This window comes from Synechococcus sp. Cu2B8-bc1011 (assembly GCF_047302735.1).
Taxonomy (GTDB): domain Bacteria; phylum Cyanobacteriota; class Cyanobacteriia; order PCC-6307; family Cyanobiaceae; genus Synechococcus_C.
In genome coordinates this window covers 1,643,603-1,658,554 of the sequence record NZ_CP138915.1, presented here as the reverse complement: position 1 = coordinate 1,658,554, position 14,952 = coordinate 1,643,603, and the positions used below count along the sequence as shown (strand labels likewise).

Annotated in this window: 12 protein-coding genes; 3 read left to right on the top strand and 9 right to left on the bottom strand. The window is 46.2% G+C overall.

The genetic code is table 11. The annotated features are described in order from the left end of the window. Window positions 1-45 precede the first annotated feature (45 nt). Window positions 46-2,205 carry an ATP-binding cassette domain-containing protein gene (locus SIC18_RS08680; RefSeq protein WP_413429341.1) on the bottom strand — a complete coding sequence of 720 codons (2,160 nt, stop codon included), beginning with the start codon at window positions 2,203-2,205 and terminating at the stop codon, window positions 46-48. Beyond that, window positions 2,202-3,911 (bottom strand): ABC transporter transmembrane domain-containing protein, encoded by a 1,710-nt coding sequence (locus tag SIC18_RS08675; RefSeq protein ID WP_413429340.1) that lies wholly within the window; start codon window positions 3,909-3,911, stop codon window positions 2,202-2,204. Before SIC18_RS08675 ends, SIC18_RS08680 begins: the two co-directional genes overlap by 4 nt. A gap of 233 nt (window positions 3,912-4,144) precedes the next feature. Between SIC18_RS08675 and SIC18_RS08670 the strand changes: the two genes are divergently transcribed. Next, window positions 4,145-4,813 (top strand): hypothetical protein, encoded by a 669-nt coding sequence (locus tag SIC18_RS08670; protein WP_048346365.1) that lies wholly within the window; start codon window positions 4,145-4,147, stop codon window positions 4,811-4,813. A 156-nt stretch (window positions 4,814-4,969) separates the two neighbouring features. Here SIC18_RS08670 and SIC18_RS08665 read toward each other — a convergent pair whose 3' ends face one another. Genes SIC18_RS08665 through SIC18_RS08650 form a run of 4 tightly spaced genes read right to left on the bottom strand, consistent with a single transcriptional unit; the run spans window position 4,970 to window position 7,226 of the window. Further along, a complete protein-coding gene (locus tag SIC18_RS08665) occupies window positions 4,970-5,368 on the bottom strand; it encodes a thiol-disulfide oxidoreductase DCC family protein (protein ID WP_413429339.1) in 399 nt (132 codons plus the stop codon). 28 nt (window positions 5,369-5,396) lie between these two features. Beyond that, a complete protein-coding gene (gene folP / locus SIC18_RS08660) occupies window positions 5,397-6,230 on the bottom strand; it encodes a dihydropteroate synthase (RefSeq protein WP_048346363.1) in 834 nt (277 codons plus the stop codon). Window positions 6,231-6,236: 6 nt separating this feature from the next. Next, a complete protein-coding gene (gene tpiA, locus SIC18_RS08655) occupies window positions 6,237-6,968 on the bottom strand; it encodes a triose-phosphate isomerase (protein ID WP_048346362.1) in 732 nt (243 codons plus the stop codon). Between the two features lie 33 nt (window positions 6,969-7,001). Beyond that, the gene (locus SIC18_RS08650) at window positions 7,002-7,226 is read right to left on the bottom strand and encodes an RNA-binding S4 domain-containing protein (protein WP_048346361.1); all 225 of its coding nucleotides are present in this window, start codon (window positions 7,224-7,226) and stop codon (window positions 7,002-7,004) included. Window positions 7,227-7,241: 15 nt separating this feature from the next. On the opposite strand from SIC18_RS08650, the gene SIC18_RS08645 reads away from it, so the two are divergent. Continuing rightward, on the top strand, window positions 7,242-8,981 hold the full coding sequence (locus tag SIC18_RS08645) for an ABC transporter ATP-binding protein (protein WP_048346360.1): 1,740 nt from the start codon (window positions 7,242-7,244) through the stop codon (window positions 8,979-8,981). Window positions 8,982-9,034: 53 nt separating this feature from the next. Further along, complete coding sequence (locus SIC18_RS08640; protein ID WP_157028564.1) at window positions 9,035-9,274, top strand: DUF6447 family protein; 240 nt, start codon at window positions 9,035-9,037, stop codon at window positions 9,272-9,274. Window positions 9,275-9,425: 151 nt separating this feature from the next. Here SIC18_RS08640 and SIC18_RS08635 read toward each other — a convergent pair whose 3' ends face one another. From SIC18_RS08635 to carB, 3 genes are read right to left on the bottom strand one after another with little or no spacing between them, the layout of a single operon-like run. After that, on the bottom strand, window positions 9,426-10,781 hold the full coding sequence (locus tag SIC18_RS08635; RefSeq protein WP_048346358.1) for an alanine/glycine:cation symporter family protein: 1,356 nt from the start codon (window positions 10,779-10,781) through the stop codon (window positions 9,426-9,428). 43 nt (window positions 10,782-10,824) lie between these two features. Next, entirely contained in the window at window positions 10,825-11,499 is a 675-nt protein-coding gene (locus SIC18_RS08630; RefSeq protein WP_413429337.1) for a DUF3386 domain-containing protein, read from the bottom strand. Between the two features lie 26 nt (window positions 11,500-11,525). Continuing rightward, window positions 11,526-14,849 (bottom strand): carbamoyl-phosphate synthase large subunit, encoded by a 3,324-nt coding sequence (carB, locus tag SIC18_RS08625; RefSeq protein ID WP_048346356.1) that lies wholly within the window; start codon window positions 14,847-14,849, stop codon window positions 11,526-11,528. Window positions 14,850-14,952: the final 103 nt, after the last annotated feature.

The following is a 14,952-nucleotide window of genomic DNA, read 5'->3' as shown; positions in this document are numbered from 1 at the left end:
AAGGTTGCAAGCGAGTGAAGTAGTGTCAGAGAATTAATTAAAAGGCTAGGTTTTAGAATGAACCATCATTTCAAGTTCTTTTTGTGTACCCTGGAATGTAGAAACACCCTTATCAATAATGCAAATATTATCAGCTAATCCAAGCATTTTATTATTAGATGTTGTCATGATGATACATCGCTCTTTTCTTGAAAACCTGCATTGCTTTATCCGAGGTAGCGCATTAACAACTGCCTCAAATTGAATAGGGGTCAAACCTTGACTAATATCATCAATCAGTAGAATGGGTGAGTCCTTAATCAAAGCCTGAGCCAAACTCATCAACTTTTGTACTCCGACAGGAAAATAATAACTCATGTCATTATCCAAATAAGTATCAAAACCCTCTGGAAGATTCTCAATATAATCATAAATGCCTATCATTTCACATATTTCTTTAACAGCATCTATGGATGCATCAGGATTCATTGCTGTTAAATTTTGCCATAGGCTTCCTTTGAGAAATTGACTATTATTCATTACATATGAAATATTACTCTGTATATCTTCATTCGTAAACTGACGATAATCTTTACCGTCAAACGAAAGATTACCATTTGCAATTGGATACAGTTGAGCAATGACGTTAAGCAATGTTGATTTCCCACATCCTGATTTACCAGTTATTGCATAAATGGTACTAGGAACAAATCTAAGATCAATTTTGGCCAATAATAGCCGTGAAGTGGTAGGAATACGACAAGATATTGAATCCAATTGAATTGAACCGTATAAACTTGATTTTGTATTGACAGTTGGTCTTGCAACAGGAGAATAGTTTCTTAGTTTTAGGAAGCGATCAAGCTGACCATATTGCTTACTAATGGTATCAAAACGAAGCAATGCATTCATTAAATATTGAAAAGGAGTAAAAACACGCCACACAATAAACATGGCAGCAATTAAGTTGCCAAGTACATTATTACCTGCTGGACTAGTAAACATTATCCAAGCCCCAACAGCAAGAGTAAGAGTACCAGCCATTTGAGACGAGGTTGAAGTTAATATCTGTAGAACACCTGCTTGTTTATTAAGAACCAAGCCACTTTTAGTACTTTCACCAGATAAAGCTCGGATACGTTGTATCCAGATCAATTCAAGATGCGAAAGTTTTATTTCCTTAAATCGTCTAACAATTTCCAACTGAGCCTGCAAGATACCAACACTTGTTTTAATATTTAATTCTTCGGCACCGCTATAATACTTCGATAAAACTACAATTATCGAACCACTTATCAGCATAATAACAATTGGAACAAAAACAAGATTTCCAGCAATAAGCCCGATTGCAATTAAATAAATGATGATAAAAGGGAAATCAAGTAATGCTAGAGCCAACGGTCCTTTTAGGTAATTTAGCATTGCATCTAAATTTCTTATCCTCGTGTTGTAGTTACTTAGATTGATACTCTTGATTTGAGAGTAATCAAGGCCTAAAAATTTCTGAGTGACTTTCATTCCAAATAATGAATCAAGCTTTCCAGCCATCTGACTGATTAAATTTGAGCGCCACTGACGCATATTGAATTCGAGGATAAATAAAGCCCCAATTCCAAAGAATAACAATAATGATGAGACCAATGCTTCGCCTGGAATGGCAATATTGTAAATTGCACGCAAATAAAGTGGCAATGATAAAGCAAGCAATGATATCCCAAGACTAATCCAATAAAGCAAAGTAATTTTATTGGAGAATCGATAGGCTATATTTTTGATAAATGATACTTCGTCATTGAAATTTATTTCATCCAGAATTAAAAGTAATCCACCAGGCTCAATATTGTTAATGTCAAATCGACCTTTTGCATTTCCTGCGACAATTAAACCTTGATTTTCTGTAAATAGAACAAAGGGTTGATTGCTAGGGTCAATATATAAAGCTGGTAATGTATGGATATTGATTGATTTAAAATCTGTAAGGTTTTTAAGTTGAGAATTATAACCAAGTCGTAAAAATAAATTTCTTGCATCTACAAGATCCATTTCCTCTGGATTTCTTCCAATGAGATTCGCGATCTCGTTAATTGAACCTGTCCATTCAATTTCTTGTAAAAGGAGCCTGATACAAAAGACAAGGGGTAAATCAGGACTAAGAGATAGATCTCGTATCAGTGGTTTGTTTTCTGAATGTCCCAGTGTTTTGGAATTTTCAATTGAAGTTTTCATTGGACACCTCCAACTTTAGTGGCTAATAATGGTTGAATCGTTTGATTGCATATTTTTCCCAGAACCGGACTTGCACCTGAGATCACTAATGTTGTACGGCCTTTGCAACAGTTTATGATCGTCTGCAAGCCTTCTATGAAAGACTTTCCAAACGTACATCCATTTAAATCAATAAAAAGAAGCAGCGGATTTTTAGACAAGCCAGAAATAATGTGGAGTAATTTTTCATCATCCGCAGTTAAGCCTGAACCCATCTGATTTCCAATGATAGTTTCGTACCCCAGGGGAAGAGTTTTTATCTTTTCATCAATCCCGAGTAAATATGACCAGAAAAGAGCACTTCGTTTGTACTTTGAAGGCTGAAAGCAACTTAAATTTTGCATTAAAGAACCATCAAAAGATCTAAAAGACGGATTTACATACGCTATTTGATTGATAACTTCAGTTCCAGAGTATTCACTTAGAGGAATATCATTCAATCGAATTATTTGATCGTTGTCTGCCAGAACAATGTTTTCAAACATCTTTGTTATCTCAATAGCATTAGACTTAGAATTAATCCAATTGCTTTCATTTTGATAGATATCTAGCCTGCCAAGTTCTGATGTTGTAATGGTGAAACTGCCCGAGTCCGTTGGTGAGATGGTATTCGTAGATTTCATATTGTTGATCTCGATAATGGGTGTACTCATGAGTGCTTGGTATTCATCCTGTGAATGCACTAAGCTTCTGTAACTGCTCCATAACGTGGAAAGTCTTTGCCAAGGGTTGAAAATTTTACCGATGAGTAAAATTGCTGAAGCTAAAGCACCAACCAACAAACGATCGTTGATCACTAAAATTGCACCGAGAGTGGCGACTGCTGCAAGCGTTGCTTGACTCACTAGGTTTCCGAAGGCTTGATGTTTTAAAAGATATTGATTGTTTTTCATTCTTCGCCAAGACAGACGTTCCTGTAAGGGCTCTAGAGAGGTTAAATACTGGGTATTCAATCCATTGGCTTTAATGAGGTCGGCAGAATCAACAGTATCAATCTGAGTATTTAATCGATTGATTTCTAGTTGATCCTGCTCTTTACTAACAACTTCAAAGTCATTAGCAAACGATAAGGACTTGAAAAAGAATACAGTAATACCAAACACAACAGGCAAAACAAGTATTCCACCGATTGCAAATAAAATCAGAATAAATAGAATTGAAAAAATCAAATCAATGACTGTTGTCAATGATTGCAACGCTGAATTATCTTTCAATAAATTAATGCTGTTTAATCTCGATATATGTTCTGAAGGAGATGATTCTAAAAAGTTTCGAATCGGAATCGATACAAAGTGACGAATTGCATTGACTCGTTTCTCATGGGTAACTCTTGCACTGTCTTCACCGACTAAATCAAGTCTCATTATCTTTAACCAAACTGATATTGTCATTAAAACAACAACTAAAATTGTCAGAACGATCAAGCTTTCAGTTGCTCGTCTAGGAAGGATTACTGAATAAACAATATTAATATAAATAGGCGCTGAGAGCTCTAATAGATTGATCAAGATAGAAGCTATAACTATTTGACCAATTCGATACTTATTCCAACTGAATTGCTTTAAAGACTGAAAGTATTGATGATGATACAACTCATACAACAAATTCTTGTATTTTTGTTGTTTATTTTTTAAATATCTTTTTAGATTAGAAATAAATTGCTTCACAGATAACCATTGGATGCATCTGAAATTTATTTTAGTGACTTTTTTTACGCTGTCACTACTAAGTTGACCCCAAAAGTGCGAATTGCTTACATTTTGAAGGATTTTTTTGAATTTTCATTATACTATAATTCTAAATTTATGAGTCACTTAGGCATCACTCATGCTCTTCTCAGTGTTTTTTCACCAAACAAGAACGGGCTTATCGTTATATTATGATTTTAAAATAAAAATACGTGTCCGTTAAACTTCTTCTAAAAAGTGATGTGACTCGCGTAGAGGTTATAGGTTATGGTCATTCATTTCCCCTCAATTTTTCTATTGTAGCCCCCTACACGGAGTCTTCATTTATTGAAGAGCTCATTATTCAGGAGTTTGGAACGACACGCTTAGACCCTAATCGATTATATTCTTTCTTATCTAATGATTCGTTGGTTCAAAGTAAGTTTGAAGGGCCTGAATTGGTCTCAGGAAGCCTTTCTGATGATCATAAGGAAAACCAATCAAGTAATTTTAATTCTCAGGCTTTAGGGGAAAAGTTAGTTCTTTGTGGTTTGCTTTCTGAAGAAGACCTTGAAGAACTACTCGACAAATTTCAGCCATATTCAAATACACAAAGATTTGGTGAATTTCTTCGACTTAATTTGAATATCCCTTTCCAAATACTTGATTTTTTTCTGACAAAAAGCCTTGCAAGTCTAGATTTTAATTCTTTAAAGCTTGGCGAAAGACTTTCAAATCTCGGTTTAGTCTCCCAATCATCTGTAGAACGAGCTCTTGAACATCAACGTATTAATGGTGGTCGTATTGGTGATATACTTGTCGCTCAAAATGCCATCAATCGTCAGTTAACAGATTTTTTTGCCAGATTACAGCTAAATGAATACGGTCAGTTTGTTATTTAAATAAGTCCTTTGACTATAAAATTTTACCAAATTGATAATCAATCGCATGCTAAATGTTTAAGCAGATTCAAGAATCCTTAGAAAATGCTTTGTTTATCAGTTGACCCTCAAAACTGTTTGTTGATGTGGTTTGATTTCTTGCGTATGAAGAGGGTCTTATGGTTCGTTTCGTTTGCATTGACATAATTCATTGAGACTTGCACGCCCAGTTAGTCGTAAACGTTGTGCAGCCCATAGTGCATAGATTTGATCAATCAAAGTTCCAATTAGGGGCCATTGGGTTGGTGCATAGATCCAACCAAGGCCAACGCAGCGATATGCCTCTCGAAACACTGCCACATCCTTAAGAATCTCTCCATCAGAGCGAATGGCATGAATGCGAGCCATCGCACTTCGATAACTAATTCCCTGCCATTGGTCAGGATCATATGCAGACTGATCGATATCGACAAACGCAAGTTTTCCGTGTAGATCTCGGCGTTTCAAAAACCTGACTTCACGAAGACACAGCGGACAAGCACCGTCGTACAAAAGAGTGAGACTTGGTTCACTCATGGTCAACACATGTCAATAGTCCACTGTTCTAGCGATCCGATGCAATCGCTGAGGCCATGGTCACCACTTGGTGAATAGGTCCTACGTCGTGCACACGCAAGACCGCCACACCAGCATCCACAGCCCGGGCACAGACCGCTGCCGTTCCCCAAAGTCGGGCACGGGCTCTTGGTTCATCCAGGACAGCCCCGATAAAACGTTTTCGCGAGGGTCCTATTAAGAGAGGAATGCCCTCAGCCACGAGTGTGTCGAGCTGTTGGAGCAGGGTGAGGTTTTGTGCCGTTGTTTTGGCAAAGCCAAGACCTGGATCCCAGAGCAACTGGTCACAATGCACGCCGGCCTTCAATGCACAATTTGTTGCTGCTCGTAATTCGCCTAACACACCTTGCACAACGCCTTGGTCTCCGTAATCCGTGCAGTGATCCATCGTTTGGCTGGTTCCGCGACTATGCATCAGAACAAATGGACAGCCAGCATCGGCAATCAGAGACAACATCTCTGAATCACGTCGTCCACCACTGACATCGTTAATCCAATCAGCACCAGCCTCAAGAGCCTTGTTGGCGACTCTCGCAAGAAAGGTATCAACCGAAATCAAAACCTTGGGGTGAGCTGCACGAATCGCCCTCAGCGTTGGCAAGAGACGCTTGAGTTCCTCATCCGCTCCCACTTCCATGGCATTAGGCCTGGTGCTTTGAGCTCCCAGATCCAAACAATCAGCCCCGCAAGCGATCTGTCGCGATGCCTGAGCCAATGCCTTCTCTAATTGATTGAATTGACCACCATCGCTAAAGGAATCAGGAGTGAGGTTGATCACTCCCATCACGGCAGTGCGCGTGCCCCAATCCTTCGGCCAGCGCATCGACCGTCAGCTCTTGATGTAATTCGCGATCCGCCCGAAACCTTCAGGATCCAGGGAGGCACCGCCAACCAAGACCCCATCGATATCACTCATGCCCATCAACTGATCAATGTTGCCTGGTTTCACCGACCCCCCGTACTGAATGATCAAATCTGGTGAGCCAACCCAGCTACGAATCAATCCACAGATGCGATTGGCTTCACTGGCTTCACACGTTTTACCGGTACCAATCGCCCAGATCGGCTCATAGGCCACAACAAGCTGGCTGGGGTCCAGACCTTCTAAGCCCTGCTCAACCTGACGACGGATGACCCGCTCCGCTTCACCCCGATTGCGCTGTTCGTCGCTTTCACCGACACAAACAATCGGGATTAAGCCATTGGTTTGAGCTGATCGAGCCCGGTGATTGATCTGTTCATCACTCTCGCTGAAATACTTGCGAGGCTCACTGTGGCCAACGATTGCATATTGGACGTTGTGCTCCTTGAGCATGCTCGGGGATATCTCAGCGGTGTAAGCGCCCTCTCCCTCCCAGTGCACGTTCTGGCTGGACAGTTCAAGGCGGGTTCCTTGGCTCAGCTCAGCAAGCGTGCTGATCGCCGTAAACGGGGGCGCCACCACCAGATGTCGGTCATTGGGCAGCTCTTCAATCAGGGGAAGAAACGTGCCAATCCAGGCCTTGGCTTGCGCACAGGTCATGTGCATTTTCCAGTTGCCAGCAATCACCGGTTTGCGCACGCTTCCTTCCTCTGCAGCTCAGCAGCTGACAACTTAGTGCCCAGCCTGAAAAGAATCCGAAACTTCGGCAGAGTCGACACCCATTTGGACCCGATCACCAGCTTTCAGTTGTCGGCCACGCCGTTGCTCAAGCTCGCCATTCACGGACACGTCACCCCCCTGAATCCTCAACTTGGCTTCTCCACCCGTCGCGACCCAGCCCATCCATTTAAGGAATTGATCAAGTCTCATTCCTGCACCAATCGGTCCAATCGCCATTGATAGTCTGACCTGATGCTGAAGCCATCAGAAGCGGGATTCCGCAGGTTGATTCCACTGCTGCGACCTCACAGGCGACTGCTGACGATCGGCACTCTCTGCATGCTGGTTTTTGTCAGCAGCCAACTGGTGTTGATGCGACTGATGGGCAGGCTGTTGCCCGATGTGGGATCGGGTGATCTCAAGCGAATCCTCCCGGTCATCGGACTCGTTCTGTTGGTCTTCGCGATCCAAAAACTGGCACAATTTGGCCAAGACTCTCTGCTTGCAGGACCCGCTTTACAAGTCAGCCAGTCACTGAGAAGAGACCTCTTTCAAAGGCTTCAGAAGGTGCAGCTCGGTGCCTTGGAGAAAATGTCGTCCGGGGATCTCACCTACCGGCTCACAGAAGATGCTGATCGTGTGAGCGAGGTGATTTACAAAACTCTCCACGACAGCATCCCAAGTGCTCTGCAATTGGTGGCTGTACTTGGCTACATGCTTTGGCTTGACTGGAAATTAACGCTTGCGATCCTGCTCCTCGCCCCATTTGTTGCGTGGCTGATCAGCCTGTTTGGGGCAAGGGTGATGATCGCTACTGAACGAAGTCAAAAAAAGGTCAGTGAACTGGCAGGTCTGCTGGGAGAGGCCATTGAAGGGCTACCTCTCGTCCGTGCCTTTGCCGCAGAGCCCTGGTTGGAACGCCGTTTTGAAGAAGAAATCGATCAGCACCGGCAAGCTCGCTACAACACCTATCGCCTTGTTGCCCTCCAACATCCCGTAGTCGGGATCATTGAGGTCCTGGGTTTCGCCACAGTCCTGGTCTTAGCAGCGATCAGAATCAGTAGCGGTGATCTTTCAGTCCCTGAACTGATCAGCTACCTCACTGGCTTGGTGCTGCTGATCGATCCAATCGCCCATGTCACTGCGAATTACAACGAATTTCAGCAGGGACAATCCTCACTGCGCCGTTTGCGTGAAATCGAAAAGGAACCCTCGGAACCGGCAGATCCTGTCCCGTCGATTCCTATTGGTCGCCTGCAGGGAAATTTGACCTTCGATCAAGTCGAGTTCTCTTACATACCAGGCCAACCCGTTCTTCAAGACTTCAACCTCTCCATTAAGGCCGGACAGGTGGTGGCCCTCGTTGGACCTTCAGGCGCTGGAAAAACGACGCTTTTTTCTCTACTCCTGCGGTTTAATCGCGTTAATCAAGGTCAGCTTCTTTTTGACGACAAAGATCTCAGCCAGGTCTGCGCGCGCGACCTGAGACAACAAGTGGCTCTTGTTCCCCAACGCAGCAGCGTGTTTTCTGGAACGATCGCGGAAGCCATACGATTTGGCCGAGAGGCCACGCAGGAACAGCTCCATCAAGCTGCAAAGCTTGCCAACGCCCATGACTTCATCATCCGTCTTCCAGACGGCTACAACACCCGTCTTCAAGAGCGAGGCACCAACGTTTCAGGCGGACAACTACAGCGCATTGCCATTGCGAGGGCAGTGCTTGGAAATCCAGCTGTGATGCTATTGGACGAAGCGACCAGTGCCCTTGATGCAGAGGCGGAGGCCGCTGTTCAACTTGGGCTCAAGCAAGCCATGCTGGGTCGAACCGTGATTGTGATTGCCCATCGTTTGGCAACGGTTCAAGAAGCCGATCTCATTGTTGTTCTTGAACATGGTCGAATTAGCCAACAGGGCAGCCATGACGATCTGATGAGTCAGGGCGGCAGATATCGAGAACTGTGCGAACGACAATTCATCCGCATCAACGAATGAATGGTTTCAACCAACGCACCAGCCAATAGGATCTTGGCATTTGCTTGCCATTGATGACCAGCTCTTCCGTTTCCCAAGACCAGAATCCAATTCTGACTTTTGAAGGCAAACGCTACGACCTCAATAAGCTCCCAGATGATCTCAAAGAGCTCGTTAGAGGAATGCAGGTTGCTGATGCCCAACTCCGTATGCATGAGGACACCCTCAAAGTGCTCGCCGTTGGACGCCAGTCAATGGCCATGCAGCTCAACGAACGACTCAAGGACGTCACGCCTCTAGAGAACGCAGCCTGATCTTTCAACTGTCTGAGTCTGTCTCTTCACACAAAAACAGCCTCCTGGTCTTGCCGGGAGGCTGTTTTATTAGAAAGAAAACTGGTGTTGGTTCCAGACAAATTGCTAAGGAATCAACAATCTGAATGACATTGCGATACCAGCAAAACCCTCAACTGATTGTGGTTGATTGTTGACGAGTCTTGAAGTCGTAGGAACGTGTCAATCGGAATACGACTGGGGAAAGCAACAGCAATCCGATCAGGTTGGGGATAGCCATCAGACCATTAAGAATCTCGGCAATCGTCCAGATCACACCTCCTGAAGCCACAGCACCAAAGACAACAACAGCAACCCATACAAACCTGAAAGGGCGAATTGCCTTCACCCCAGCCATATATTCAAGACACTTCTCGCTGTAGTAACCCCATCCCAAGATTGTTGTCAACGTGAAGAAAATTGTGCCGAAAACAACAATCCAATCAAAACCAGGAAGTGCAGCTCCAAAAGCATTGATTGTGAGAGATACATTTTGAGCCCCTGAAACATAATCCGCCTGGGAGTACAAACCGCTAATAATGATCACAAGAGCTGTCATCGAACAGATCACGATGGTGTCGATGAACGTTCCAATCATCGCCACAGAGCCTTGAAGAACAGGATCACCTGGCTTTGCCGCAGCCTGAGCAATCGGCGCTGTGCCCAAACCTGACTCATTCGAGAACACACCACGCGCAATACCGCGCTGAATCACCACGCCGAGTGAACCACCAGCAGCTGCCTCTCCATTGAAGGCATTGGAAAAAATAAGACCAAAGGCTCCAGGAATCTGATCCAGATTGGCGACGAGAATGACTAGCGCTCCAATGACATACACAGCTGCCATCACAGGTACAACAATCTGAGTGACCTGACCAATCCTCTCAATTCCTCCAATCAGAACCGCCAGGGTGATCGAAGCGACGACGATGCCGGTCAACAACGGTGGGATCCCAAACGACACTTGCAAGGCTTCAGCCATCGCATTGGCTTGAACCCCATTACCGATCCCAAATCCAGCAAGGGCACCAAAGAAGGCAAACAACCAACCCATCCATGCCCAGTTTTTACCAAGTCCATTGCGTATGAAATACATCGGACCACCTACATGCTCACCAAGCTCATCCACTTCGCGGTAATGAACTGCCAACAGTGATTCCGCATATTTCGTAGCCATACCCACAAGGGCGATCAGCCACATCCAGAACACTGCCCCAGGACCACCAACCGCAATTGCTCCTGCAACGCCTGCAACATTTCCCGTGCCAATCGTCGCAGCTAACGCAGTCGTCAGACTTTTAAAGGCACTGACATCACCATCACCACTGCTACTGCGGATGGATGCGATCGCTTCGCGAAAACCAAATCCAATACGGAGTAGGGGCTGAAATTTCAGCCCCAACATTAAATACAAGCCAGTGAGGCCGATTAACCAAAGGGTAAACGGCCCCCAAACGAAGCCATTAATTGCAGAAAGCAGAGAATTCACTAAATATCAAAAGCTATGGGCAGTATGCCCAGCTTTTGGCGTGTTACGCCAGAGGCTGCAAGTCTTCAAACAAAAACATCTGCTCAGAGGCCTCTGAGCCAGCGCCGGCAGCCGTAGTGATGCGACGTGAGGCAAGGGTCCAAGGCCCATTTCCTGGAAGGGGAGCGAACTGATCCTCGAACGTGCTTTTTCCACCTTTTGGCTCACCCGTTTTGGGATCTGCATATTCGCTGGTGTAGGTATGGCTTAGATAACCCTCCCCAGTATCAGTTGTACTCATGGTGTGGATCGTGACCACGGTTCCATGAATGTGACGGTGAACCATCGTCACAACATCATCTTTAATTCGATATTTATCACCTTGACCTTTTCCGCCAATGATGACTTCGAGACCTTCATCGGTGCAATCGCCAGCGGTAAATGTATTTTCAGAATGGGTCTGTTCAAATGTACGACGCACACGATGAATACAAACTTCCCACAATTGCGAGGCAAACGCCTTTTCAACTTCAGGGTCAGAGACCCCCTCAACCTTGGCTTTTAAATCAGCGCCAACACGGAAGGTTCCTTCAACAGATCGATCGCCCTGTAGCCAAATGCAGCGACCTGAATATCCAGAAAATCCTGAATCCCAGGTGTAACGGTTTTGATAAGCAGCACGAAAAGCATCCCGGCAATCGCTGCCTGGAGCAATCACTGTCGCGGAGGTCGTAGTCAAGGGATCAACAGCAAGCTTTTAAAACCCTACTGGCCAGAAAGCGATGCGTGCACGTCTTGCAAAGCATGAATCACGATTGTTCGAGTTTGTAAGGCCTCAATGGCCTCTACAGCAGCACGCGCACCAGCCAAGGTAGTGAGGGTCGGAACGGAATAATCGAGAGCAGCCCTGCGTAAGTAGCGATCATCGTGCGCAGCCTGGCGTCCAATGGGTGTATTGATCACCAACTGCACACCGCCAGAACGAATGAGGTCCTCAATATTGGGCCGTCCCTCATGCACTTTGAGAACGGACTCCACCTGCAACCCTTCCTTACGAAGCGCTTGAGCGGTTCCAGAGGTTGCGATCAATTGGAAACCCAATCCGATGAGCTGGCGCGCCACAGGCACCAAAGCTGGCTTATCGCGATCGTGGGTAGAAAGAAACACAGTTCCCGTTGTTGGAAGCGCTTCACCTGCCGCTAGTTCTGCCTTGGCGAAAGCCATACCGAAATCGGAGGCAGAACCCATCACTTCTCCAGTCGAACGCATCTCGGGGCCAAGAAGAGAATCAGACCCAGGAAAACGTCGAAAAGGAAGCACCGCTTCCTTCACGGTCTGCAAAGGAGGGGCAGGCTCCTTCAGCAAACCAACCTGGCTCAACGTTTCACCAGCCATCAAACGTGTTGCAAGGCGTGCCAAAGGCACACCTGTGGCTTTGGCCACAAAGGGAACAGTGCGAGAGGCACGAGGATTAGCTTCGATAATGAATACTTTTTCGCCCCCATCTGCAGCTCTTTGAACCGCAAATTGCAAGTTAATCAGTCCTTGAACTTTCAATGTGACCGCCAATGCCTCACTCCAACGGCGAATCAGAGATAAGGCCTCTTCACTAAGGGAGATGGCAGGCAAGCAACACGCTGAATCTCCGGAGTGAATTCCTGCAGGCTCGATGTGTTCCATCAACCCACCGATCACAACCGTTCCCTCCTTATCGCAAAGGGCATCAACATCAACTTCAACCGCATTTTCTAAGTACTGATCAATGAGCACAGGATGATCTGGCTCAACTTGAACAGCTTCCTTCATGTAGCGATTGAGCTCGGCCTCGTCGTACACGACCTCCATAGCGCGCCCACCCAAGACATAAGAAGGGCGAACGACAACGGGATAGCCAACGTTCTCAGCAATCGACCGTGCCTCCACTTCGCTTCGGGCTAGTCCATTGCGGGGTTGACGGATCTCAAGTGTCCGAAGAATGGCCTCAAACTGCTCCCGATCTTCCGCAAGATCGATGGATTCTGGCGAGGTTCCCCAAATCTGGGTACCGGTCGACAGCCCCTTCTGCGTGGTGAGCCAATTCAAGAGAGGCAACGCGAGCTTGAGAGGTGTCTGCCCACCGAATTGAACAATCACTCCATTGGGCCGCTCTGCCTCGATCACATTCAAGACGTCTTCGAGCGTTAGAGGCTCAAAATAAAGACGGTCACTACTGTCGTAATCCGTCGAGACCGTCTCGGGATTACTGTTTAACATCACCGTCGCAAAATTCTGATCCTGAGCAGAAAAAGAAGCATGACAACAACAATAATCGAATTCAATACCCTGCCCAATTCGATTAGGCCCACCACCCAAAATCATCAATTTGGGTCTCGTTTCAGGAACAACCTCAGTGGATGGAGCCATAGGCTGTAGTTGTCCATCTGGCTTCAAACGAAGAAGGGGACGTTCATAGGTTGAGTAGTGATAAGGAGTGGAAGACGAAAATTCAGCGGCACAGGTATCGACTGTTTTAAACACAGGCGTCACACCCAACTGATCCCTACGTTCGCGCACATCCAGCTCTTTACTATCAACAAACCAGGCAATTTGCCGATCGGAATACCCCAACACCTTGAGCTTAAACAACGCTGTCTCATCAAGATCTTCAAGGCTTTTACCCATCAACAGATCAGACTCAGCAACAATCAATCCTCTTAATTTTGCAAGAAACCAAGGATCAATATGGCTTAGTTCATGAATGTGAACATCGGTCATACCTGACAACATTGCGCTACGGACAGCCAAAATCCGATCGGGGGATGGTGTCCTTAATGAGCGTTCAAGATCCGTTTTAGAGCACACTGGCTCAGGTCGGTCACCTCCCCATCCGGACAGGCCAGTCTCAAGTGATCGCAAGGCTTTCTGGAACGACTCTTCGAAACAACGACCAATGGCCATCGCCTCACCAACCGACTTCATCGCTGTTGTAAGAACAGCGGGAGATCCACGGAACTTTTCGAATGCAAAACGCGGAACTTTCGTGACCACGTAGTCAATGGTGGGCTCGAAACAGGCTGGTGTCTTACCAGTGATGTCGTTGAGAATCTCATCAAGGGTGTACCCCACTGCCAACCTTGCAGCGATCTTGGCAATCGGAAATCCAGTGGCCTTACTCGCTAGCGCAGAAGAGCGACTCACCCTTGGATTCATTTCAATCACCACCACTTCGCCGTCAGCAGGATTGATGGCGAACTGGATATTGCTTCCCCCAGTGGCCACACCAATCTCACGAATAATCGCGATCGATTGATCTCTTAGCCTTTGATATTCGCGATCAGTGAGCGTTTGGGCCGGTGCAACGGTGATCGAATCACCGGTATGGACCCCCATTGGATCCAAATTCTCAATGCTGCAAACAATCACAACGTTGTCTGCCAGATCACGCATCACCTCAAGCTCGAACTCCTTCCAACCGAGCAGAGATTTCTCAATCAAGATCTGAGAAACAGGACTGGCATCAAGACCGGTCTTGCAAATAGCGCTGAATTCCTCGGGGTTGTAAGCGATTCCTCCGCCGCTTCCGCCGAGCGTAAAGGCAGGTCGAATAATGCGCGGATAGCTGCTAATCGAAGCACCAACCGCTTCCGCTTCTTCCAAATTAGATGCGATTCCTGAGGGGCAAACGTTTACACCGATGCGCTCCATCGCCTGCTTGAACAGCTGCCGGTCTTCCGCTTTTTGAATCGCTTTGAGATCAGCACCAATCAGTTCAACACCAAACCGATCCAGAGTTCCATTTTTGGAAAGCGTTACCGCCAAATTGAGGGCGGTCTGCCCTCCCATTGTGGGGAGCAACGCATCGGGACGCTCGAGTTCAATCACACGAGTGACAACGTCCGGGGTGAGCGGCTCGACGTAGGTGCGGTCCGCCATTTCCGGATCCGTCATGATCGAGGCCGGATTTGAGTTGATCAAGATCACCTCATAGCCTTCTGCCCTCAGGGCTTTACAAGCCTGAGTTCCTGAATAGTCGAACTCGCAGGCCTGTCCGATCACAATCGGTCCGGAACCCAACAGGAGGATGCGACGAAGATCGTTCCGCCGGGGCATGGGCCTTCAATACAGCCAAACCAGCCAATACTCCCATGTGGCGCCCTTGAAAGATTTCATCAGCAACCTTTTGGGTCGGTTGGTCGCTAGCGTTGGGGGAAAG

Excerpts from the sequence above, each read along its gene's own strand:
- SIC18_RS08680 (WP_413429341.1), bottom strand. The coding sequence starts at position 2,205 with ATGAAAACTTCAATTGAAAATTCCAAAACACTGGGACATTCAGAAAAC.
- SIC18_RS08665 (WP_413429339.1), bottom strand. The coding sequence starts at position 5,368 with ATGAGTGAACCAAGTCTCACTCTTTTGTACGACGGTGCTTGTCCGCTG.
- folP (WP_048346363.1), bottom strand. The coding sequence starts at position 6,230 with ATGCGCTGGCCGAAGGATTGGGGCACGCGCACTGCCGTGATGGGAGTG.
- SIC18_RS08650 (WP_048346361.1), bottom strand. The coding sequence starts at position 7,226 with ATGGCGATTGGACCGATTGGTGCAGGAATGAGACTTGATCAATTCCTT.
- SIC18_RS08645 (WP_048346360.1), top strand. The coding sequence starts at position 7,242 with ATGCTGAAGCCATCAGAAGCGGGATTCCGCAGGTTGATTCCACTGCTG.
- SIC18_RS08640 (WP_157028564.1), top strand. The coding sequence starts at position 9,035 with ATGACCAGCTCTTCCGTTTCCCAAGACCAGAATCCAATTCTGACTTTT.
- carB (WP_048346356.1), bottom strand. The coding sequence starts at position 14,849 with ATGCCCCGGCGGAACGATCTTCGTCGCATCCTCCTGTTGGGTTCCGGA.